The organism is Bacillus sp. z26 (assembly GCF_058313635.1).
Map to the genome: position 1 here is coordinate 44,286 of NZ_JBZFQM010000004.1, position 24,072 is coordinate 68,357.

The window sequence follows — 24,072 nt, forward strand, 5'->3', positions numbered from 1 at the left end:
ACGGACTTTTTTTACTTATTTATATAAATAATTTCATGAAAATAGGCCCAAGAACAGAACCGAAAATAGCGCTTAAAGTCATGGAAACAGAACTCATAGAAAACGTTAATTCTCCAAATTCGAATGCTTTGGATGTCCCAATCGCATGTGATGCGCTGCCCAATGCAATTCCTTTGCTAACAGGGTTGGTGATTTTAAAAAGCTTTAAAATCAGCGGTCCTAAAATGGCACCGGTCAAACCTGCGATCATAACAAAAACTGCTGTTAATGCTGGAACTCCTCCTAATTCTTCAGAAATTTGTACAGCAACTGGCGTGGTTAATGATTTCGGTAATATGGATACAGCCAGCGCATCGGTGACGCCAGCCAACTTTCCAAATAAAAGTCCACTAAACATTCCTGCTAATACACCGAAGAAGACACCACCCAAAATGACATAAATGTGATCTACTAAAACCTTCCTTTGTTTATAGAGTGGAAATGCAAGAGCCACCACTGCAGGACCCAGCAATTGATTAATCCACTCGCCGCCTATCATATATGTATCATAAGAAATATTAAATACAGACAGAATACTGACAATTACGATTGTTGTCGTTAAAATCGGCAACAGAAATGGATTGGTAAATCGTTTGTAAAGCTGATTCAATAATAGAAAGATGAGTACGGTTATAACGATAATAAAAATGGCAATCAATAATTTTTCCATTCCTTTTGTTCCCTTCTTTTATTATAAGATGAGTTTTCAATTAGTTGGCTTGTTTCTCCTGCAATCAGCATGGTAAAAATCGTACTGAGAAATACGATAGACATGATTGTGAAACCTTTCATGGAAAAAAGCGCTGGATACTTCATAATGCCTATGCAGACTGGAACGAATAACAAAGGTAAAAAAGCAATTAAAAAGCCAGCTCCCCGATTGATGTATTCAACTTTGATTAAGTTTAATTTTAAGCAAATTAAGAGTAATAACAAACCGATGATACTTGCAGGAATTGGAATCTTAAACAACTCTTGAAGAAACACACCTATATAATAAAAAATGAAAAGAAGAAGGACTTGTAAACAAACGACTAAATATTTCACAATAATTATCGGTCACTTCGAATAAAGTAACCTTCACCTCCAAAATTAAATGATAACTTGATATTACGCCTCCACTCTGACAAGTCAAATGATTAGCACTTTATGGTAAATGTATAGTAGATATAGGAATACAAAGAGAAAGTGAGAGGACTGGGTAGAGACACTTCATATAACATTTTTTACATGAAAAAATAGATAAAACTTTGGTTGATTTTACCTGCATAAAATTTATTGAAAAGGGGTTTCATTATTTGCTAACGCATGCTAGTATACTAGTGTAAATGAACGAAACATAATATGAACCTAGACAGCAGCTTCAAACATTTACTTACTCTTCTTTGTGAAATTGTGAGCAATAATAGTTCTTAATTAATTTTTTGTATGAAGTATTTAATATCGGTTCAAGAATTAGCTTACATCAACTATTTCTTTTACTTCATTTTGTGAAATTATGAGCAAAAGAAAAGTAAATAAAATTTGTGAGTATGTATATACTACCGATTAGAGAAGCCTTTACTGTTTTCAAAAGATTGATGGAAGTATCGAGTGTAAGTGTTTGAACCTGCTTAGCGGTATTTATTCGTCATTTATAAACATATTGTATTTGGAGGTATTTAAATGAGTGCAGAAGCTTTGAAAAAACAAGGCTCACCAAAAGAAAATCATACTCCTAATGTTCGTCCTTTCGGCATGCGGGACAAAATTGGTTACCTATTAGGTGACTTTGGAAACGATTTCTTTTTCTTATTGGTAAGTGCATACTTAATGGTATTCTATACCGATATTTTTGGCATCAATGCAGCGACGGTTGGTGCGCTCTTCATGGCTGCTCGTTTATGGGATGCAGTAGCTGACGTAACTTGGGGACGTTTTATCGACACTAGAAAACCAACTAAAAATGGAAAATTTAGACCGTGGGTTTTAAGAATGTCATTCCCACTAGTATTTTCTGGCGTATTAATGTTTATCACAGTTCCTGGTCAAAGTGATGGTTTCTATCTTGCTTGGGCGTTCGTAACCTATATCGTTTGGGGTACTTTGTACAGTACAGTTAATATTCCTTACGGATCTATGGCATCGGTTATGACAAATAACCCAATTGAACGTACTTCTTTATCTACTTACAGAACAGCTGGGATGATGCTTGCGAGCTTGATCATCAATGCAGTCGGACCAATGATTGTCTTTGTTGATAACAAAATCGACGCAAATCGTATGTTCATGGCTGCTTGTATTTTTGGTGTGTTGGCAATTTCTTGTTACATCGGTTGCTATAAATTAACAACTGAACGTATCGTTCCTGAAACGAATGATGCAGAAAAAATGGATCTTCGTAAAACTCTAAAAGCGATTGGTCAAAACAAACCACTTATTTGGATTTTAACTGCATCTTTATTATTCATGACAAACAGCATGCTCATGGGAGCAGTGAACGTTTACCTATTTAAAGATTATTTCACTAGCACTGCAGCACTAAGCCTTGTTGGTGTTATGACAACAGTTACTTCTTTCATTGCAATGCCAATGGTAAAACCATTAGTTGCCCGTTTCGGTAAAAAAGAAATTGCAGCTGTTGGTATGGGATTTGCGGCTATCATTTACTTCGTACTATTCATGCTGAAAGATATCAGTGCAACGACATTTGTATGGATTGCAGCACTTGGTATGTTTGGTACAGCATTCTTAAACGTTGTTATTTGGGCGTTTGTAACGGATGTTATCGATTATCATGAGTTCTTAACAGGTTTACGTGAAGATGCAACGATTTATTCCGTTTATTCCTTTGCTCGTAAAGTAGGTCAAGCCGTTGCTGGTGGACTTGGCGGTTTCTTGATCGCAGCAGTTGGTTACAATGCAGCACTTGAGACACAAACAGAAGGTACGTTAAATGGTATCCATGCACTTGGTACATTAGGACCAGCGTTGTTCTATGCAGTTATTTTCTTAATCCTAATGTTCTTGTATCCATTAAACAAGAAACGTACAGAGCAACTTGCAATTGATATTGCTGAAAGACGTAAAAAATAATCATTAAAAGATAGCTCCGAAACGGGGCTATCTTTTTTTGTGTAACAGTTATTTTGTCAAATAATAAATGAATGAAAAAGAAATACAGGGAATAATACATACTTTGCATTGGAAGGAGCATCATATGTAGTGAGCATTTAATGTATGAGTTATGTTCAAATTTAGAAAAATAAATTATTGATATAACTCTTCAAGTATGCTAGTATACAAGCATGCAATAACACGTATACATAGTGTTTATGGAATTTTAATGCAAATATATGGAGGTATGACGAAATGACTACTTTACCTTTTAAAGTTGATTTAACAGATAAAGTTGCTGTTGTTACAGGTGGCGCTGGAATCCTTTGCGGTGCTTTTGTTGATGCTTTGGCTGCATGTGGAGCGAAAGTTGCCATTCTTGACCGTGCTTTAGAAAATGCTGAAAAGAAAGCTGAAGAAGTTCGCCAAAAAGGCGGAATTGCTATCGGTGTTGAAGCAAACGTATTAGACAAAGAAAGCCTAAAAGCTGCACACGCAGTTGTAAAAGAAAAATTAGGTCTTTGCGATATCTTAATCAACGGTGCCGGTGGTAACCATCCTCTTGGAACTACTACTAAAGAATACTTATTCCCAGAAGATTTGAATGGTCAATTGAAAGATACAATCACTTTCTTCGATTTAGATCCAGAAGGAGTTCAATTCGTATTCAACTTGAATTTCTTAGGTACTCTTTTACCTTCTCAAGAATTTGCAAGTGATATGGTGAATCGTAAAGGTGCAACAATCATCAATGTATCTTCTATGAATGCATACACACCATTAACAAAAATCCCTGCATACAGCGGAGCTAAAGCAGCGGTAAGTAACTTTACACAATGGTTGGCTGTACATATGTCCAAAGTGGGAATCCGTGTTAATGCGATTGCACCTGGTTTCTTCGTTACAGCACAAAACGAAAAATTGTTAAAAAACGAAGATGGTTCTTACACAGAACGTTCTGAAAAAATCCTTCGCAATACGCCAATGGATCGTTTTGGGGAAGCGGAAGAGCTTGTTGGAACAATGTTATACCTTGCAAGCCATGAAGCATCCAGCTTTGTTAATGGCGTAATCATCCCTGTTGATGGTGCGTTCTCTGCATATTCTGGTGTTTAATTTGTTCTAAAAATAGCAAACAAATAGCGATTATAGTATCGCTATTTGTTTTGTTGATATCGACTCGTGAACTGGAGAGTGAATGATATGTTACCAAAATTTGAAGTATTAAATGAAATGCGAAAAGGCTACGTCGTAGCAGTTGTTCGCGGAAAAACAAAAGAAGAGGCTGTAGAAATTGCTAAACAAGCATATGCAGGCGGTATTCGTTCATTAGAAATCACGTTTACAACACCTGATGCAGCTGACGTCATTGCTGAACTTGCGAGCATGAATGATGACAACATGATTATTGGTGCTGGAACAGTATTAGATGAAGCTACAGCTCGTCTGGCTATTATGAAGGGTGCACGCTATATCGTAAGCCCGCACTTTGATAAAAACATTTCATTAATGTGTAATCGTTATTGTGTTCCTTACTTACCAGGTTGCGGATCTGTAACGGAAGTAATGGAGGCTGTTACATATGGTTCTGATGTTATTAAAATGTTCCCAGGAAGCCTTCTGGGTAAATCCTTCATTAAAGATGTACACGGACCACTTCCACATGTTCAAATGATGCCATCTGGCGGTGTTAGCAAGGATAACCTAGCTGACTGGATCGAAGTTGGAGCATTCGCGGTAGGTATCGGAAGTGCTTTAACGAAGAACGTTAAAGATGGTGATTACAGCTCTGTCCAAGCAGTGGCAAGAGAGTTTATGGATCATTTAGCAACTCTTCAAAATAAATAATCAAGACCTGCTACATAAAGGAGGGTAAAGTGGATGAGTTCATTTATACATGAAAACTTTATATTGCAAAATGAAACAGCTGTGAAGTTGTATCATGAATACGCTAAGAATATGCCGATTTATGATTATCACTGCCATTTATCCCCAAAGGATATTGCAGAGAATCGTAAATTTAAAAATATTACTGAACTATGGCTCGAAGGTGACCATTATAAATGGAGAGCAATGAGAGCACATGGTATTGCTGAAAAGTATATTACTGGTGATGCCGATCCGAAGGAGAAATTTGAGGCTTGGGCTAAAACGGTTCCATATACAGTTGGAAACGCTTTGTATCACTGGACTCATATTGAATTGAAAAACTACTTCGGTATTGAAGAATTATTAAACGAACATACATGGGAAAGCATTTGGAACCGTTGCAATGAATTGTTGCAGCAAGATGATTTTTCTGTTCGCGAACTCATCAAACGCTCAAATGTAAAAGTAATTGGCACGACAGATGATCCAACGGATGATCTTATGTATCATGTGCAAATTGCTGAATTGCCTGATTTCCCAGTGAAGGTTCTTCCTTCATTCCGACCTGATAAAGGATTGGAAATCAATAAAGCTACATTCGTTCCATTCGTGGAAACTCTTGAAAAGGTAGCTGACAAATCATTAGCCACTTATGCGGATTATATAGCGGCTCTATTAGACCGTGTTCAATATTTCCACGAAAAAGGCTGCAGAATTTCTGACCATGGTCTATCTGAGGTTCCATTCTCTGAATTCGATGAAAGCGAATTAGAAGGAATTTATCAATCTGGACGCAGTGGTAAAGCTGTAAGCCTAGAGGATGAAAATAAATTTAAGACAGCCATCTTGATTGCTCTTGCAAAGGCCTATACAGAAAGAGGCTGGGCAATGCAGCTTCACTTTGGAGCAATCCGCAATAACAACACAAAAATGTTCAAAAGATTAGGACCTGATGCAGGCTTTGACTCCATCAGTGATCAAGGCGAAGTAGCCGCACCATTAAATGCGCTGCTAAATGCGTTCGAAATCAGGGATGCTCTGCCTAGAACTATTGTCTATAATTTGAATCCTGTTTATAACGAACTGATTGGTACAACGATTCAAAACTTCCAAACAAACGAAGAAGGAATCGCAGGTAAAATCCAATTTGGTTCTGGTTGGTGGTTCAATGATACTAAACCAGGTATGATCCGCCAAATGACAGCTTTAGCTGATCAAGGATTATTAAGTCACTTTGTAGGGATGCTCACTGATTCACGTAGCTTCATCTCCTATAGCAGACATGAATACTTCCGCCGCATTCTATGTAACCTAATTGGTACTTGGGTTGAAGACGGAGAAATTCCAAATGATGATGCGCTACTTGAAAAACTAATTACGAACATCTGCTTTAATAACGCTAAGAACTATTTTAATATAGATCTTCAATAATTTTTAGGAGGAAACTTACTATGGAAATGTCATTCCGTTGGTATGGAAAAACGGATAGTATTCCTTTGGAGTACATCCGTCAAATTCCAGGTATGAAAGGAATTGTAACAGCTATTTATGATATCCCGGTTGGAGAAGCTTGGCCGATGGATAAAATCGAAGAATTAAAGAAAACTGTAGAAGATGCTGGTATGCACATCTCTGTTATCGAGAGTGTACCTGTACATGAAGATATCAAAATTGGTCTTCCAACTCGTGATAAATATATCGAAAACTACAAAACAACTTTACGTAACCTTGGTAAAGCTGGTATCCCAGTTGTGTGCTACAACTTCATGCCAATCTTTGACTGGACACGTACAGATTTAGAATACCGTCTTCCAGATGGTTCTACAGCTCTTATCTTCGAAGAAGAAGTAGCTAAGAAAATGGATCCATTAACAGGTGAACTTTCTTTACCAGGTTGGGATTCCAGCTATAAAAAAGAAGACCTGCAACAATTATTTGATCACTACAAAAATGTTGATCACGAAAAACTTTGGGAAAACCTTGAGTACTTCATTAAGGAAATCATCCCAGTTGCAGAAGAAGCTGGCGTAAAAATGGCAATCCACCCAGATGATCCTCCGTTTGATATCTTTGGATTACCACGTATCATCACAAACAAAGAAAACCTTGAAAGATTCGTTAACCTATATGACAGCCCATATAACGGTTTAACAATGTGCAGCGGTTCACTTGGTTCCCACCCAAATAACGATTTCCCTGAAATGCTTCGTTACTTTGGTAAGAAAGACCGCGTAAACTTTGTACATGCCCGCAACGTTAAATTAACAGGCGGAATGTCATTTGAAGAAAGTGCTCACCCATCTGAGTATGGTTCCGTTGATATGTATGAAGTAATTAAAGCAATGAAAGACTTCAACTATGAAGGACCAATCCGTCCTGACCATGGTCGTATGATCTGGGGCGAAACTGGTAAACCTGGTTACGGTTTATATGACCGTGCATTAGGTGCTACTTACCTAATTGGATTATGGGAAGCAGTAAATAAAAATAATCGCTAATGATTAAAATAAGTCGATGCGGATCTTGTCGTTAAGAATTCGTATCGGCTTATTCATATAGAAGGAGAGTACAGAAATGAAGGACAACATCAAAGAATTTGTTAAGACAAAAGACTTTTTAGTATGCGTCGATTCCGATGGTTGCGCAATGGACACAATGGGTGTAAAGCACGAAGAAGCGTTTGGACCTCGTGCAGTGGACGTTTGGAATCTTCATCATATTAAAGATCGCTTCCTTAAAGTATGGAATGATATCAATCTTTACACTAGAACAAGAGGAATCAACCGTTTTAAAGGGGTTGTCGCTACTTTTGAAGCATTAGAAAAAGAAGGCATCGAAATGCCAGATATCTCTTCCTTCAAAAAATGGGCAGAAACAACAAATGAACTATCCAATCCATCACTTGAAAGAGCAATTGCTGAAACAAATGATGAGCAATTAAAGAAAGCTTTAGAGTGGAGCCATGCCGTTAACCGTACAATTGAAGAAGAATTAGCGGGTAACGATAAGCCTGTTGAAGGCGCGAAAGCTGGACTGGAGGCTGCTAATAATGTAGCTGATGTAGCAATTGTTTCTTCAGCAAATGGTGCGGCTGTCCTTGATGAATGGACAAGACATGAACTAAACGTACATGTTGATGTCATGCTTGGTCAAGAAGCTGGTACAAAAGCGTACTGCATTGAGCAATTGAAAAAATTCGGTTATGACAATACTCATGTATTGATGATTGGGGATGCTCCGGGAGATTTATCTGCTGCAGAAGCGAATGGTGTTCTTTATTACCCAATTCTCGTTGGAAAAGAGAAGTTCTCTTGGGATCGCTTCAGAGAAGAAGCTTTAGCGAAATTCTTAGACGGCAGCTTCGCAGGCGAATACCAACAACAATTAATCAAGGAATTTAATGATAACTTGAAATAAGATTTGGAGGAACTACGGATGATCCAAAAAATTGCTAAAAACATTCCAATGCCTAAAGTTGATTTAAAAGCAAAGCCTTATAATCTTTCTGATGAAGATATCAAATGGGTTAAAGATACGATTTCTGGAATGACTGTTGAAGAGAAAATCGGACAATTGTTTATTAACTTGTTCTTCTTTGGTAATGATGAATTCAGCGGAAATGCGTTTACCAATAAAGAACTTCTTGAAAAATACCATATTGGCGGAGCTCGTTACATGGGTGCTAATTCCGACAAAGTTCAAGCACTTATTAACGAACTTCAAAAGGATACAAAAATTCCTTTATTAGTGGCAGCAAACTGTGATGCAGGCGGTAATGGTGCGGTGAACGACGGTACATATGTGGCTTCAGCTGCTATGTGTGAAGCTTCCGGTGATGAACAAGTATCATTCGACGCTGGATATGTAAGCGGACGTGAAGCTCATGCGGTTGGTGTGAACTGGAACTTTGACCCATGTGTGGATATTTTAGAAAACTGGAGAAACACAATCGTTAATACACGTGCTTACGGTACAAAAGCTGAAACGGTTATTAAGCACACAAATTCATACATTAAAGGGCTAACAGAAAGCAATGTAGGTGTTGCTATTAAGCACTGGCCTGGTGATGGAACAGAAGAACGTGACCAGCACTTAGTTATGGGCGTAAATGAATTATCTGTAGACGAATGGGAAAAATCCTTCGGTGAAGTATACCGTAACCATATTGAAAACGGTGTTCACTCTATTATGGCTGGTCATATTGCTTTACCAGAATATCAAAAAGCATTGGTACCTGAGCTAGAAGACCGCGATATTTTGCCTGCTACGTTGGCTCCTGAGTTAATCAATGGTCTTCTAAAAGGTAAATTAGGCTTTAACGGTTTAGTGCTAACTGATGCAACTCATATGCTGGGAATGACAGCAGCGATGAGACGTGAAGAGTATGTACCACAATCCATTGCAGCAGGCTGTGATATGTTCTTGTTCTTCAACGATATCGATGAAGACTATAACTTCATGTTAAATGGCTACAAAAATGGCATCATTACAGAAGAACGTCTTCAAGATGCGTTAGAAAGAATCTTAGGCTTCAAAGCGACACTTGGCTTGCACAAAGCGAAAGAAGATGGTTCCATCTTCCGTACAGAAGAAGATTTAAAAGTCATTGGCTGTGACGATCATATCGAGCGTGCTAAACAAGCTGCAGACAAAGGGATTACGCTTGTTAAAAACACGTTAGATCAGCTTCCAATTCGCCCAGAAACACATAAACGCATTCGCCTGTATTTCTTAGAAGGAGAAAAAGGTGGCATTTATAAAGCTGATGACAAAACGCTTAATTACATTGTGAGTGAGCTAGAAAGCAGAGGCTTTGAAGTAACGGTGAACGATGGTACCACTCGTGTTAAAGGCCCTACATTAAAATATCGTGAAGAAGTAGACGCAGCACTTGTTTTCGCCAATGTCATCGGTTATGGTGCAGAAAACAATTACCGTATCAAATGGAAGACGGCTATGTCTAACGAAGTTCCTTGGTATGTACATGAAGTACCAACTGTGTTCGTATCATTGAACTATACAACGCATTTAACAGATGTACCAATGGTAAAATGCTATATTAACGCTTACAAAGATACTGAAATTACCATCAAAGCTGTGATTGACAAAATCATGGGTGAATCTGAGTTCCACGGCACACCAAATGAGCTTGTTTGGTGCAATAAATGGGATACAAGACTTTAAAAGTTCCTTGTACAAGGAAAAAAGCGCGAATCTTTGCTGATTCGCGCTTTTTATTGTCTTCATACCAATAAAATTGTAAAATCACCCAATTCGAACCAAAATCACTAAATTAAGTTCAAACCTCTTTATAAGAATTATAAAAACTATGTTCCAAATATTCATTGTTTATCTCAAAAATCCACGTCACCAAGAAAAGTCTTAAAACCATCAAGAAATGAGAAAATCTGTTACTATAGAAGTAATAAAAGATGTTTGACGTAAGAGGTGATTGGGATGAACAGAGGATTTTTATTAAAACAAAAAGCGTTTTTAAAGCTTTATCTTTTAGAAATTGCTTCTCATCCGAGGGACTATGGTTCAATGGTGTTAAATGATTTAAGAGAGAAATTTAAACCATTCGGTTATTCACCAACCCATACGGAAATATATAAAACCTATAAAGAACTGTATAAAGCTGGGTTCTTAAAAAAGAGAACGGAAATATTAGGTGATCCGGAAGCGAATGTCCAGGAAGTCTTTATTTATTATTTAACGGATAAAGGGAAAGAAGAATTAGAAATTTACCGGAAGTTAATGAAAATAGAATTGGAACGTTCCATCGGAATATTGCAGGTTGCATTAGAAGATCATTTTGGCCCTGTTAAAAAAATATAACAGAGAAAAAACAATAAATAGAGCTTACTTATGACAGACTGGTTTATATAGCGAATTAGTCTGTTTTTGCGTACTCAGCATAAACTTTCTATATTCGAAACGGAATGAAGAGATGGTTATAAAGTTAGTAAGTTCACTTTTCATTCCAGGGGGATTTCTAAAAGAGAAATGGAATTATGTTGAATGAATGAAAGATTGCCGATTGGAGAGGCTTAAATGAAGAAAAATACTGTATTGGTTTTAATATGGATTTTATTTCTACTATCTGCATGTATGAATGATAACAATATAGTGAAGGATAGCCCAATATATGAAGGTGAAAAATTAACAATAGGTGTTGTCGGTAAGATTCCAGAAGTCCGCGAGGATCACATTCATTTTAAAAAGATTGAACTAAAAGATTTAAATCAAAGTAGTCTATCTTCCAAATATGATGCCATTTTTATTATGAAGCAGCATTCAACTGAAGCAGCAGAAGTAACTTATCAAAAATTATACCAAAACGCTGTTGTCCCTTTCTTCTTTATTGAATCCCCAGATACATATATGAATGATACGGATCCTGAAAGATTTCCAAACCCACAACCAGGATATTATGCAGCAGGATATTACCGTTCTGGCGAGGAGGAGTTACAGTGGGATTATGGTCTTTATAATGATAAGGTCAACGAAGCCAATATATTGGATGTTTTCTCAAGAATTTTTAACACAGTTGAAACGATGGAAAATGAAAGTAAACGCATAAGATAATAGCTTGGGTTATTAAGTTATTTTTTTAAATTTAGATACTCCTTAGAGGCTAAGCATTTTATATGCTCACCCCATTTCATACTACAGATCATTCACCCTCAAAAATAAGATGATAAACATACCTGCAACTAATTTTTTAATCATAAATGTGTAAATATTGAAATAAATATTGGTTAGAATAAGTTCATCGCATATGAAACCACTAAGTATTAAGAGTGATCAGTAATTAGAGGGTTATTTTAGTGGATTTAGTTTATTAGTCAACCATTTAGCATGGCTCAGATTTTTTTGTTTTTTATCTAAAATTTTATAAACGAATAAATAGTATAAGGTGAGGATAAACTGTTATTTAGAATTTCTAGCTCTTTTTAATGAAGTAAAGGGGTGCTAACAATGATCATTCAGGAGCATGATTTTACAGTAGGCAAATTAACTTCATTATTGGTCCTCTTACATAATAATGAAGCCGGTGAAATAATAAAAAATCAACTAGATAAGGAGAATTACCGGTATACAGTAGGAAGTATAGGTTCTATTGACTTAAATAAAGTCATCTCTGTCATTGAAGTAAGTGCAAAAACAAACGGAATTATAAATTCTAAATCATACAATGAACGAAATACGTTATATCATACCATTTTAGAGGCCGTAAAAGGGGTAGGCAAAGGAACCATTCAAGTAGGTGATTTCCTTGAAAAAGTCGACTTGACCTATAGCGTAGTAAGAGGAAAAAATAAAAATAAAAAAATAAGTACAGCCAATGATTGGATTGGTGTTTGCATTTATGGACGTGCAGGTTCACTGGAAAAAGGGATTGAACAAGAAACATTAGGACTAGGTTTTAATCATTTATAATCTATTGCTAACAGTAATCGGTTAGTACATATTTAGAAGGCTTCATTAGGAATACTCTTCTTAATAAAGTCTTCTTTTTATTTTCTACCATGATGATAAGAATTAAGGAACTACCACGTGAATGGATAATTGACCAGAAAACCATGAGCATTTTCTGGTCAATTTAAAGGAAATATCTAACTTGATGTTGAAAAAGTACTGTAAGAAGAGATTTTTTTAGCTCTAAAATCTTATTGTAAGAATTACAGGTTTAGCTGATTGGAGAGAAGGGGATTTTAATGCGTTAGTTTGAAAGAGAGTTTATCTCGTTCAGGAATTGGATAGGGGGGCGTTTTATGCAAAATGCATTTGAATAAAGGCCAACTTATCCCAATGAAATATTTAATATAATTACGGATATAGGTGTTAAAGAAGATTCTTTAATTGCGGATATTGATGAATTGCCAGTATACAGATTCTATTAAAGCTCTACATAGTCTTTTCTCTCGATATATCAAATAAACGACAAGATGATACTCTTTCACTACAAAACAGAGATATGAATTTGTAAATTCGGAATATGATAATATATTGTGGCTTTAAAATAGGGAAGGTGGAGAAAGAATGAGAGAAAGCAGAGTAAAAAAATTAGCGAAGCAAACTGTTTTACCGATTATTGTTTCACCAATGTTTATTATTTCTACTCCAGAAATGGTACTGGCAAGTTGTAAAGCTGGGGTAATAGGTACATTCCCAACTTTAAATGCCCGAACTGAGGAACAATTGGAGGAATGGTTTCAAGAAATAAAGGATAGACATACACAAATGCAGAAAGAAAATTCAGACAAAACCATTGCACCTTGGGGTGTTAACTTAATCGTCCACTCTACTAATCATCGTTATGAAAGTGATTTAGCGTTAATTAAGAAATATCAACCTCCTATAGTAATTACGTCGCTTGGAAAACCGGTAAATGAAGTTAAGATTGTTCATGAATATGAAGGGCTCGTATTTTCTGATGTAATAAGCATTAAACATGCGAAAAAAGCAGCAGAGGCTGGAGTAGATGGATTAATCCTTGTTTGCAACGGTGCAGGAGGTCATGGAGGGACATTGAATCCATTTGCCTTTATAGCTGAAGTACGACAATTTTGGGCTGGAATGATTATTTTGGCGGGAAGTATTTCTAATGGACAAGAAATTGCTGCTGCACAAGCGCTTGGGGCAGATTTTGTTTATATGGGAACGCGATTTATCGCATCATTGGAAGCGGTTACTAAAGAAGGATATAAAGAAATGTTAATTGAATCGAATGCCAACGATATTGTTTATACGGATACCTTTAGTGGTGTGAATGCCAATTATCTTATCCCAAGTATCAAAAGAGCTGGACTGGACCCTGCAAACCTACCGGTAAAAAGCGAAATGAATGTGGCTCTAAAACAAAATGAAGCAAAAGCCTGGAAAGATATTTGGTCCGCTGGTCAAGGTGTAGGGTCCATTAAGAATATTCAACCAATAGAATCTATTGTTAAAAGCTTGCTAGAAGAATATAAGGAAGCCATCTACACATTATCTTCTGTTCAAGTATCAAGGGTATAACATGAAATCACTAATAATTAATGCTGGAAATTTATTTCAAAGAGGAATTCAAAGGGGGAAATTTTAATGAGAGAAGCAGTTATAGTGGAAGCGGTAAGAACGCCGGTAGGGAAAAGAAATGGAGTATTCAGCTCCGTTCGGCCCGATGATTTACTTGCTGGAGTTTTACGTAAACTTGTTGAGAAATCCGGGATTTCAAGTGGGTTGGTGGAAGATGTTATTATCGGCTGTGTATCTCAGGTTGAAGAACAATCCATTAACATTGCGCGGTCAGCTGTACTGATGGCCGATTTCCCCATTCATGTACCGGCCACAACAATTGATCGTCAATGCGGTTCGAGTCAACAGGCAGTTCATTTTGCTGCACAGGCTATTTTAAGCGGGGATATGGATATTGTAATTGCAGGTGGAGTTGAAAGTATGACGCGCGTGCCAATGGGTTCAAATAGGTTACATGCTAAACCAAGTGAAGAACTATCTTCACGTTATGAACTAATTAACCAGGGATTATCTGCAGAGAGAATAGCGGAAAAATGGGGATTCAGCCGAAGTCAATTAGATGAGTTCTCTATGAAAAGTCATCAAAAGGCTGTAAGAGCACAGGATGAAGGTCGTTTTGAACGAGAAATTATGCCAGTAGAAGTAGCGAATGATGATGGGACTAGAACTTTGGTTACCCAAGATGAAGGTCCTCGACGTGAATCCTCCATGGAGAAACTCGCAACATTGCCAATCGTGTTTAAAGAAAACGGAGTCATTCATGCAGGTAACGCCAGTCAAATGAGTGATGGCGCAGCAGCCATCCTGATTATGTCAAAAGAAAAAGCGATTGAATTAGGATTAAGCCCGCGCTTTAAAATTATTTCTCGTACAGTAGTTGGCTCTGATCCTACCTTAATGCTGACAGGTCCGATTGAGGCTACTAAAATGGTATTGAAAAAGGCTGGTTTGACCATAAATGACATGGATTTATATGAGGTAAATGAAGCATTTGCGCCTGTTCCTTTATGCTGGATGGAGGAACTCGGGGCTGACCCGGAAAAATTAAATGTTAATGGAGGAGCTATTGCTCTTGGTCATCCATTAGGGGCGAGTGGTGCTCGCGTCATGATTACATTAATGCATGAACTGGAACGGATAGAGGGTCAGTATGGTTTACAGGCTATTTGTGAAGGAGCGGGAATGGCGAACGCTACGATTATTGAAAGAATCATAGAATAATACTTCATATTGAATAGGTAGAAATGGCTTGGACGAGAATTATGCCTTTCTACTTATTTATCAGGTAAAATTTTATTACCGTGATGAACAAAGGTTCCCTAAACAGAGAGGAGATTGGTAGTATGCAAGTTGTAACCAAAATGTTATTAGAACAACTCGACATGCATTGCCATGAAAATGAATGGTTTGCTTCCATGAATCAGGCACTTCAAGGAGTCACCGCATCTGAGGCGGCATGGACAAGTTCGGGAATCAGCAATTCGATATGGCAGATTGTCAACCACTTGATATTTTGGAATGAAGATGTGATCCATCGAATTAAGGGAACAGAGAATCCGCATAAGGCAGAAAACAATGAAGAAACCTTTGGAAATCCTGGGGATCCTGCAGACCAAATTGGGTGGTCCCAGACAGTGCAAAGCCTTAATGAAGTCATGAATAAATTAAAAACGGTCATTGCGGACCTTGACGATGAAAAGTTAAAAGCTCCTTATGCAGATAACCTATTGAACGCTTACTCAGCAATATCATGATGCACGATACGTATCATCTCGGCCAAATTGTATTGTTGCGAAAGTTGCAATCCTCTTGGGGTGGCGTTGATTGGTCCTAAGGCACCATAATTCAGCAAGCTACCTCGCCCAGCCGTAAAAGCAGAATTGACGGAAGCTTTTTCATTCTCTATCGCGAAGCGGGTGATATTCCTGCTTTATGGTTGGCTAAAGGGGTGGGTTAGTCAAATAAATGATCGATCTTTCGTATATTCATTGTTCAACAGTTGGGAGATTTTCTTAAATAAAAAGGGGTCTTTTTGTATGTACAACGTAATTAAGGATTAAGTTTAATGAGGTGTGAAGTCCTGTACAAAAACGATCAAGTGCTTTAGAAAAAAATAGACAGCAAAAAAGCTGTCTATTTTTTCTGCATTAGCAACAATCTTTAAGAAAACAGCCTATTTAATCTATTATTTACTCCCTGTAACTAAAGGTAAATCAGGTTTAGATGCCCATTCGTTCATAGAACCATCATACACTGCAACATTTTGCACACCTAGTTTTTCAAGTATCAAAGCATTCCAAGTAGCTGCTATACCGCCACCGCAATAGGTGATTACTTTTTTACCGGGATCAAAGACACCTGTATTCGCAAAGTTTTGCTTCAATTCTTCATCCGTGAGAATATTTTTAGATGCTGAATCAGTATGACAGCCAAAAAACACATTAGCACTGCCTGGTATATGGCCTTTTCTCGGATAGCTGTTGGTTTCACCGCGAAAATCTTCAGGAGACAGACTGTTGATTAGTATAATGGAATCATCATTCACTGATTTCAAAACTTCATCCATCGTAACCAATAAATCATCTCTTCTGTTACCTTTAAACGAAGCTCTAGGGTAGAATGCCTTTTCAGTTGATGTCGGTCGACCTTCTTCAATCCATTTTGGCAACCCGCCATCTAAAACTGCGATATTATCCAAACCTTCATATTTAAGCTGCCATCTTAATCGAGATGCCCAGTACGGAGCAAAGAATGGCGCTCCAACAACCGCTCCACGGTCATAAATTACGGTGTATGTATCCTCACTGCCAATTCCCAATTCTGAAACCTTCTCGATAAAATAATCTCTATCAGGAACAGTGAACGGTAAATCAGAAGCTGAATCTGACAGTTCATTTATTAAATCTGCATAAACAGCCCCAGGTATATGTCCATGTTCATATGATTCCTTACCGGATGAAAGGGTGATACTGCCATCATCTAGCGGTTTCATCAGTGTTGTAGCGTCTATTAATCTCAATTTAGGATCATCCAGTCGATTTGATAGCCATTCGGTAGAAACAATAATCGGGATTGTTTGCATGCATATATCCTCCTATATAAGTTATTTCGTTAAATATACAATAATTTCTATGTAAATACTATGAATTAGCTTTTATCAACATCAGTGACAATTTTATTTAGGTCCTATTTGTAGTTTATTTTTTTGGAAAGAAATTTATCCAGTATATTTAGAGTACCCTAAACTTTTGGATAGCTTAAATTGTGCTGCGAGTATAATAGGGATTATTGGTAAAGGAGTTATTTATATGAGATCTTCAGGTTATACATATTGAAAAATAATTTTTGCATCAATTCTCTTTTTAAAACAATGGTAGTGCAATTTAATTTTATACTTAGAATTTCTTTTTCTAATGCAGATAAGAGCAATTAGTCAATGCAACATTTTTTACAGAAACAATCATCATTAAGAAAATATCCAACAATTATCTTCTCGTATTATGAAGGTATCCCTCTCCGCTGATACCCATCAATTGCCAGAATGGTATACAGGAAGATAGAATGGTCGTATGGCCGTTGTTATTGAAGTTTATGCAGCCAGCCAGCGTACGATGTAAATTGTCAAGGGGGAGGAACGTAGCTTAACGTGAAAATCTTAAATAAAAAAATGCTGATCCTAATGGTCAATATGTTCATTGCCATTGGCAGCTTCGGGATTGTGATTCCGATTTTACCGGATTATTTGGCTTCAATTGGGGAGGGCGGTACCGCGGCAGGACTGTTGATTGCCGTATTCGCGGGCGCCCAGCTCGTTATGTCTCCCATTGCAGGACGATGGGCAGACCAATATGGAAGGCGAAAGATGATTATATATGGCCTAATTGGCCTTTCACTTTCAGCACTCGTATTTTATTTGTCCAATTCTATTTGGATTCTTTATTTATCTAGACTGCTAGGCGGAGCTGGAGCAGCATTGTTGGTACCGGCCATATTTGCCTATGTGGCGGATATTACAACCTTTGAGCAAAGGGCAAAGGGGAACAGCCTCATTTCCGCGGCTATGTCCCTTGGAATCGTGGTCGGACCCGGGATTGGGGGATACTTAGCTGAGATTGATTTGAAGCTGCCGCTTTTGGTATCGGCAATTGTCGCTTTTGCGGCGGTTTGTTTTTCAGTTCTAGTGTTAAAAGAAAGCAGGCCAGAAGTGGATAGGGAAGGGGCACAAATGGAAGGAGAGCCTTTCCTTAGTAGTCTCATGAATTCCGTGAAAAAGCCGTATTTCATCGTCTTGCTTATTACGCTCATCATGAGCCTTGGCCTGATGGCTTATGAGTCTGTACTTGGTTTGTTCGTCAACGATCAGTTTGGAGCAAGCCCGCAGGATATTGCCAATATGATTACCGCAACGGGAATTGTCAGTGTAATCGCCCAGTTATTTATTGTTGATAAAATCGTCGATAAATATGGTGAGAGCTCTGTATTAATCTTTTTCATCTTATTGACGGCAATGGGCTATTTATTATCGATTTTCGCTGGAAGCTATGTCGCTTTCTTTGGCATTACATTGATTATTTTCTTAGGAACAAGTATCTTGAGACCAGTCTTGAACACACTGATTTCGAAAATGGCGGGGGAGGAACAAGGATTTGCGATGGGGATGAATAATGCATATATGAGCATCGGGAACGTGCTAGGGCCAACCGTAGCAGGCTCTTTGTATGATATTAACATCATCTATCCATTTGTCATGGGCTTCGCTATCCTTCTTATTACGGTATTGCTCGCATATGGATGGAAAAGGAAAGGCAAGTTGACGATGGCTGGATAATGATAGAAATAGATTATAAAACCAAGATTTGTTATGAAGGGAGAGGAATCTGTTCTTTATGCAGTCTTGGTTTTTTTGAGGTTGCTGATAAGTCAAAGAGCCGATGCCATTAATTGAAATAAGATTAAAGAACAAAAAAAGGGGTGATTCGTGAAATTACTTCCTTTTTATTTCATGTTGTTTTCGGTTCAATGTTACAAGTTTTGGTCTTATTTCTGCCATCTCATTCTTTATTGTTGACCGTTTTGCATTATTAATTGTAGTACTAGCTTTTATATATCTGATTAATCGGTAGCTAAAATAAGCTAACAATACTATATGGCTAATAGATTCTAAAGATTTGCTAGCAGCTTATCTTTGATAAAAGTAAGGGAACTGCGATCTGTACTGAACCCCAGTTAGTGTCCAATCTAACTTCCAGGGTTCGCATCAGATTGCAGTTTCTTTTGTTATGGTCTATTGGTTAGCTGAGTCTTTATTATTTGCCTTTGTTAAATTTATATGTTGATATTTAACATTTAAGAAAAGACTTCCTTATATTTGGAAGTCCTTAAGTGGTTCATAAACTAATTCTTAAGAGAATTCATTTGATTTATTATCTTCATAATTGATTTTCTTATTTCTTACAACACTATAAAAAACCATTCCAATAAACAGGAAAAATAAAACAGTGAAAACTACTCCATATGTTATTTCTTGGTTATTAAAATTTCCATAAGCATATATTGCCATTGAGATAGAACTCGCTATTAAAGCGAATATAATCAATAGATTGATTTTAACCTTCTTCAAAACAATTTCCTTCCTTTCATCACAATCAAAAGGTGTACCTTCAATACATATCTTTATTTCACGAACTTAGATAACCTAAGTTTATCATATGTTTCAACGATTGGAATTAAATACCTTTTAATTATCATATCATTAAATGTCACTTCGTTCAGTTGGTGCTGGATGCTCTCAAGCACCTGGAACCACGCAAGGTAATTATCAAGATATTTGGTTGCCACCCCGTTAAAACGCTGTATCCATCCTTTAAGTCTGCTGTGATAACTGTTGACGTTTTGGATATGATAAAGACCCTTTGTGCGGACTTTACCATCTGATTTGAATTGATAAATGGTCATTCCTTTGTCAGTAGCGTAGGTTCTGAACGCTCGCCAAGAGTCTGTACATAACACATTTTGGGATGACAGTTTTTGACCAATGGCTTTATCCAATTGCTCTTTTTTATTCTGCCTACACCAAGGGTTGTCGAAACTGTATTTTTGTCACGGTCTCTAGCTACTAATACACAGACCTGCTCATTGCTGATGCCACGCTTTATGGCTTTTCCACCACGTTTACGAGATTTTCTGCCAGCAATTTTCTTCTGCCCTTTTTCAGAGTACAGGAAATAGGTCTCGTCCATTTCAACGATACCTTGAAAATTTTCTACTTCAATTTGTTTCAGGGCTGATAATAGTTTATGTCTCCAGTAAAACAGCGTAACGTGGGTTACCCCTTTGACCATCTCGGCTGACTTACGGAGGGAGTAACCATCAATCATACATTCAATGAATTTTATCCATTTATTCAGACGGCGGGTTCTATAAAGTGAGGTGTTGGTTAAATCGGTGAAAGTAGAATAAATCCCTTTTGAATGATTTATCGAAGGCAAATAATTCAGGATTTTATGATAAAATATTTTAGTATAATAAAAATATTCAGAACTCTAATGATGGAGGCCTATTCTTTATGGAACAATATCAGATTGTATATAATACCTTAACTAAAATGAATATTCCATTTGAAGTAGTTGAACACCCTCCTGCTTGGACAACAGCTGAAGCAGACAAATATATTGATGGAAAAGAAGGGGTACGCACTAAAACGCTCTTCCTTACCAACAAAAAAAAAGATGCGTTTTATTTAGTTATAATGAATGGAGCAAAGCGTCTTGATATGGATCATCTTGCTACGATACTCAATGAAAAACGGATAAGCTTAGCTTCACCTCAAAGATTAATGAAAAAAATGTCTTTATCTCCTGGTAGTGTTTCTATTTTTGGATTACTAAATAATGAGGGACACGATATAAAAGTCTATCTAGATAAAGAGATGCTCTCAGAAAAATTGATGACATTCCATCCTAATGACAATTCTAAAACTTTATTTATTACTACAGAAGATATGTATAAATTCATAACTACAATTGGCTATGTGTACACGATTGTAGAACTGTAATTAAGCTAACCAATTAAGTTAGCTGAGTTTAATAAATAAGTAAAAAATAGTATGGAAGTGTTATTTAATGGATAAAAAAGAACTTCAAGATGTAAAAAATCAAGTAGAAGAATTCAGAGATCTTTTCAAGGATGATCCTGTTAAGCACATACAGGAAGGAACTTGGTTTACAAAAGTGTTGCAAATGGTTTTGAATGAAACACCTCATAAATTAGATGCGAAATTTTTCAAAAGGAAATACATTGGCCTAAGTAATGAACAAAAGGCTAAAAAACTTGTTAAGACAACATCAAATTATACTGCTATTGTAGGAGCATCTGCTGCAGGTGTCGTATCTACAGCGGAGTTATCAACTGTAGTTACCGGAGGTTGGTCTCTTACAGTTGCAGGAGCATCGTTAATAGGTGAAATTTCTTTTATTACATATTTGCAATTGAAATTAGTATATGAAGTTTCTATTTTATTAGATGCTGAATTGGACAGAGAAGATCCGGAAGATATAATAACTTTATTTTGGTTTGCTTTAGGTGTGAATGTTTGGGATGATGTCAGCAATTTAGTTTTAAAAGCAGGACCTCAAACTACGGAATATTTAGGAAGAAAAGCTTTGAGATCAGGCATTCGAACTGGGATACAAAATATGGCGAAAAGAGTTGGAGGCCAAAAACTGGCTCAAAAAATCACTGAAAAAACTTTATTGAAATTAATAGTACCTGGGGTCAATATGCCAATCGCAGCTTTAGCAAATAGAACCTTTACTTCGAAGTTAGGCAATCTAGCGATTGAAAAATTTAAGATTCGAGGAACCATTATACCGATAATTCAAAAATTGGCGGTTTTAGATCGATATTATTCAATTCTAACCATACCTCTCCTGTATCATGTTGGAATTTTTGATAATAAAGATAAAAAAGGAATAAACAATGTTATTGAAATGCAGAGCAATATAACGAAAAGATTAAATCTTAATGAAGAAGAGGAAAGTTTAATCAACAATATGATTCATCTGAATTTTAATGAATTTTGTAACTTGCTAAGTGATCTTAAAGATCAGTTGGCTATCAAGCACTTATTTACAATATCTATTTATACAAATATATTAAAAAACGATGATGATTATACAAAAATTAGTTCGATAAAGAATGCTTTAAATATTAAAGATGAATTTGATATAGATGAATACAAATTACATCTTGGAGTTAAATAACTAAAGGAACAATTATGTTTATGAATTATTAAGTTAATAGTTGAGGTGCCATACGACTCATATACTTCAGGCATTTGATTATTGATCACTCTCAAAAAGCAATCAATATAAAGCGTGCATCACCATATAACAGAAGTACAATGTATATCAATGTACTGGTTAGCAGTACATGTGAGGTGACAAACATTCTACACAGGTAAAGTGTATAACCAAATGGTGATATTTCCTTAATCACTATAGATACATATCGCTAACATTGTCCTGTGAATAATGGTTCTTCACGTGTAACATTTTTATATCAAACCGTAATATATTCAAACTTTTGTCCATACTCTCACGAACTTACCCTCTATCCATCAAAGAACAGAATATTGCTTAAAGTATGAAGAAACCGGAACAATTTCTTACAAATGTAGAAATTTAATCCTATTTTGTGAAAAAATAGGTATACAATACCATTTTATGGTTTATAATCAATTAGGCGAGAATATTTTTTGTCTGCAATTATAGTTTTTATAGGAAAGAGGAATCATAATGCAAGTTCAAAGAAAATCGTTTGGTGTAGCATTATTATTATGGTTATTTTTCGGATCAATCGGTGCTCATAAGATGTATGTAAAAGAAAGAGTACATTATATTTTCTGGTATTGGCTGGCTTCTATCTGTACGCTTTCTATCATTCTATGGATTGACCTTTTCAGAATGAAGGGCATGATAGATAGACAGTATTTCGAAGATAAAGGTAAGTATGCAGCATAATAAAATATAAGAGGTTGTATAGTAGGGCCAACGGTCCTACTATTTTTAATTAGGAAAAGGGAACCGTTTTTGAGGTTTAATTTTGTTATCGGACCAATCTTAGGGGGAATTATAGGATTTATCTTTAGTGAAATATTGTAAGAACTGCAAGCGAAGAAAAAATAATACTGGCCTATAAAGTTCTCCAAAATAGGTTGGTGGAATTAACAAACCATACGTTAGTCATAAAAATGAATATAGGATTATCTTGATGAAACAACTAGAAAACAAAGGATGACTTATCATATGATCCCGACTGGGTTCGAACCAGCGACCCCCACCCTGTCAAGGAGAGGGGTCAGGTATTGTCCTGTTTGTTATCCTTGTGATAACTCGTTTTTAACGGTCATGATTTCGTCCTCGGTTGCTGGTTGTGCTGGTTTATAATAGCCTCTTTGCTTGGCTAGTAAATAGACTTCATATTGTCTTTGTTCATCCTGGTTTCTCATGTCTTGAACCTTTTGTCTTAGTTCCTGATTTTCGGTCTGTGCAATAATAGACGCATAACCTGTGAGACTGCTGTTTAATCCAGATAAATAATCATTGATCATTTCTTTTTCCTGCATGACTAAACCTCCCGCTTATAAAAATTTCATTAAATCTTCTTTATGAGTTCTTGCGTCCTGAGCATCTTTCCGTAATTGCTGGATGATTTCAGGGTCTGTACATTGCTGTGCATAATAATCCAGCTTGGTAGCCAGGGTCGCGTGTGAACCGATCATATGACGCAGGTTCTGAAGTTCTAATTCATTTAAATTTGGCATATCATCACTCCTCCAATAAAATTCACTACTACTATCTGCTGAAAGACAATAAAATATGCATTTCAAAAAGTTGATTTTCTAAGCAAATTACTTCAAAACGTACTTTTAAACTAATAAGTTTTCCTACAAATATTGACACCATATTAAAATTGTGAATAATTAAAAATAGATGTAATTAGCACTCGTTAATCATGAGTGCTAATTGCCAAAGATTCTTTCTT

Annotated in this window: 22 protein-coding genes and 1 pseudogene; 17 read left to right on the forward strand and 6 right to left on the reverse strand. The window is 36.6% G+C overall.

Annotated features, from left to right (window positions below; translation table 11 throughout):
* Positions 1 to 19 precede the first annotated feature (19 nt).
* Together AC4G3K_RS13390 and AC4G3K_RS13395 are read right to left on the reverse strand one after the other, a co-directional pair.
* Positions 20 to 709, reverse strand: coding sequence for an LrgB family protein (locus AC4G3K_RS13390; RefSeq protein ID WP_491075162.1), 690 nt, complete (start codon positions 707 to 709; stop codon positions 20 to 22).
* The gene (locus AC4G3K_RS13395) at positions 694 to 1,086 is read right to left on the reverse strand and encodes a CidA/LrgA family protein (protein ID WP_491133615.1); all 393 of its coding nucleotides are present in this window, start codon (positions 1,084 to 1,086) and stop codon (positions 694 to 696) included. Before AC4G3K_RS13395 ends, AC4G3K_RS13390 begins: the two co-directional genes overlap by 16 nt.
* Positions 1,087 to 1,704: 618 nt before the next feature.
* On the opposite strand from AC4G3K_RS13395, the gene AC4G3K_RS13400 reads away from it, so the two are divergent.
* The 13 genes from AC4G3K_RS13400 (at position 1,705) to AC4G3K_RS13460 (ending at position 15,782) form a co-directional block, all read left to right on the forward strand.
* On the forward strand, positions 1,705 to 3,114 hold the full coding sequence (locus AC4G3K_RS13400) for an MFS transporter (RefSeq protein WP_491133616.1): 1,410 nt from the start codon (positions 1,705 to 1,707) through the stop codon (positions 3,112 to 3,114).
* A 276-nt stretch (positions 3,115 to 3,390) separates the two neighbouring features.
* Positions 3,391 to 4,251 carry an SDR family oxidoreductase gene (locus AC4G3K_RS13405; protein ID WP_066103664.1) on the forward strand — a complete coding sequence of 287 codons (861 nt, stop codon included), beginning with the start codon at positions 3,391 to 3,393 and terminating at the stop codon, positions 4,249 to 4,251.
* Positions 4,252 to 4,338: 87 nt separating this feature from the next.
* Positions 4,339 to 4,983, forward strand: coding sequence for a bifunctional 2-keto-4-hydroxyglutarate aldolase/2-keto-3-deoxy-6-phosphogluconate aldolase (locus AC4G3K_RS13410; protein ID WP_491075160.1), 645 nt, complete (start codon positions 4,339 to 4,341; stop codon positions 4,981 to 4,983).
* 33 nt (positions 4,984 to 5,016) lie between these two features.
* Positions 5,017 to 6,435 carry a glucuronate isomerase gene (gene uxaC, locus AC4G3K_RS13415; RefSeq protein ID WP_491075159.1) on the forward strand — a complete coding sequence of 473 codons (1,419 nt, stop codon included), beginning with the start codon at positions 5,017 to 5,019 and terminating at the stop codon, positions 6,433 to 6,435.
* 20 nt (positions 6,436 to 6,455) lie between these two features.
* On the forward strand, positions 6,456 to 7,502 hold the full coding sequence (gene uxuA, locus AC4G3K_RS13420) for a mannonate dehydratase (protein WP_066103670.1): 1,047 nt from the start codon (positions 6,456 to 6,458) through the stop codon (positions 7,500 to 7,502).
* Positions 7,503 to 7,578: 76 nt separating this feature from the next.
* A complete protein-coding gene (locus tag AC4G3K_RS13425; RefSeq protein ID WP_491075158.1) occupies positions 7,579 to 8,421 on the forward strand; it encodes an HAD family hydrolase in 843 nt (280 codons plus the stop codon).
* Between the two features lie 18 nt (positions 8,422 to 8,439).
* Positions 8,440 to 10,188, forward strand: coding sequence for a glycoside hydrolase family 3 protein (locus AC4G3K_RS13430; protein ID WP_491133617.1), 1,749 nt, complete (start codon positions 8,440 to 8,442; stop codon positions 10,186 to 10,188).
* A 273-nt stretch (positions 10,189 to 10,461) separates the two neighbouring features.
* Entirely contained in the window at positions 10,462 to 10,842 is a 381-nt protein-coding gene (locus AC4G3K_RS13435) for a Replication termination protein (protein ID WP_491075156.1), read from the forward strand.
* A 216-nt stretch (positions 10,843 to 11,058) separates the two neighbouring features.
* Positions 11,059 to 11,592 (forward strand): hypothetical protein, encoded by a 534-nt coding sequence (locus tag AC4G3K_RS13440; RefSeq protein ID WP_491133618.1) that lies wholly within the window; start codon positions 11,059 to 11,061, stop codon positions 11,590 to 11,592.
* Between the two features lie 393 nt (positions 11,593 to 11,985).
* Positions 11,986 to 12,447 carry a HutP family protein gene (locus AC4G3K_RS13445; RefSeq protein WP_491133619.1) on the forward strand — a complete coding sequence of 154 codons (462 nt, stop codon included), beginning with the start codon at positions 11,986 to 11,988 and terminating at the stop codon, positions 12,445 to 12,447.
* 603 nt (positions 12,448 to 13,050) lie between these two features.
* Positions 13,051 to 14,028, forward strand: coding sequence for an NAD(P)H-dependent flavin oxidoreductase (locus tag AC4G3K_RS13450; protein ID WP_491133620.1), 978 nt, complete (start codon positions 13,051 to 13,053; stop codon positions 14,026 to 14,028).
* 66 nt (positions 14,029 to 14,094) lie between these two features.
* Positions 14,095 to 15,249 (forward strand): thiolase family protein, encoded by a 1,155-nt coding sequence (locus AC4G3K_RS13455; protein WP_491133621.1) that lies wholly within the window; start codon positions 14,095 to 14,097, stop codon positions 15,247 to 15,249.
* Positions 15,250 to 15,371: 122 nt separating this feature from the next.
* Positions 15,372 to 15,782, forward strand: coding sequence for a DinB family protein (locus AC4G3K_RS13460; RefSeq protein WP_491133622.1), 411 nt, complete (start codon positions 15,372 to 15,374; stop codon positions 15,780 to 15,782).
* A 431-nt stretch (positions 15,783 to 16,213) separates the two neighbouring features.
* On the opposite strand, the gene AC4G3K_RS13465 is transcribed toward AC4G3K_RS13460, so the two are convergent.
* Positions 16,214 to 17,110: a sulfurtransferase gene (locus tag AC4G3K_RS13465; RefSeq protein ID WP_491133623.1), complete on the reverse strand. Its 897-nt coding sequence runs from the start codon at positions 17,108 to 17,110 to the stop codon at positions 16,214 to 16,216.
* Between the two features lie 585 nt (positions 17,111 to 17,695).
* Between AC4G3K_RS13465 and AC4G3K_RS13470 the strand changes: the two genes are divergently transcribed.
* A complete protein-coding gene (locus AC4G3K_RS13470) occupies positions 17,696 to 18,856 on the forward strand; it encodes an MFS transporter (RefSeq protein ID WP_491076215.1) in 1,161 nt (386 codons plus the stop codon).
* Positions 18,857 to 19,701: 845 nt separating this feature from the next.
* Here the strand turns inward: AC4G3K_RS13470 and AC4G3K_RS13475 are convergent.
* A pseudogene (locus tag AC4G3K_RS13475) lies at positions 19,702 to 20,405 on the reverse strand (IS1595 family transposase).
* 188 nt (positions 20,406 to 20,593) lie between these two features.
* Between AC4G3K_RS13475 and AC4G3K_RS13480 the strand changes: the two are divergent.
* The 3 genes from AC4G3K_RS13480 (at position 20,594) to AC4G3K_RS13490 (ending at position 23,048) form a co-directional block, all read left to right on the forward strand.
* A complete protein-coding gene (locus tag AC4G3K_RS13480) occupies positions 20,594 to 21,082 on the forward strand; it encodes a prolyl-tRNA synthetase associated domain-containing protein (protein WP_491075149.1) in 489 nt (162 codons plus the stop codon).
* Between the two features lie 67 nt (positions 21,083 to 21,149).
* Positions 21,150 to 22,289: a hypothetical protein gene (locus AC4G3K_RS13485; protein WP_491133624.1), complete on the forward strand. Its 1,140-nt coding sequence runs from the start codon at positions 21,150 to 21,152 to the stop codon at positions 22,287 to 22,289.
* Between the two features lie 534 nt (positions 22,290 to 22,823).
* Positions 22,824 to 23,048: an NINE protein gene (locus tag AC4G3K_RS13490; protein ID WP_491075147.1), complete on the forward strand. Its 225-nt coding sequence runs from the start codon at positions 22,824 to 22,826 to the stop codon at positions 23,046 to 23,048.
* Positions 23,049 to 23,404: 356 nt separating this feature from the next.
* On the opposite strand, the gene AC4G3K_RS13495 is transcribed toward AC4G3K_RS13490, so the two are convergent.
* A complete protein-coding gene (locus AC4G3K_RS13495) occupies positions 23,405 to 23,653 on the reverse strand; it encodes a spore coat protein (RefSeq protein WP_490994486.1) in 249 nt (82 codons plus the stop codon).
* 15 nt (positions 23,654 to 23,668) lie between these two features.
* Complete coding sequence (locus AC4G3K_RS13500) at positions 23,669 to 23,851, reverse strand: hypothetical protein (RefSeq protein ID WP_491075145.1); 183 nt, start codon at positions 23,849 to 23,851, stop codon at positions 23,669 to 23,671.
* Positions 23,852 to 24,072: the final 221 nt, after the last annotated feature.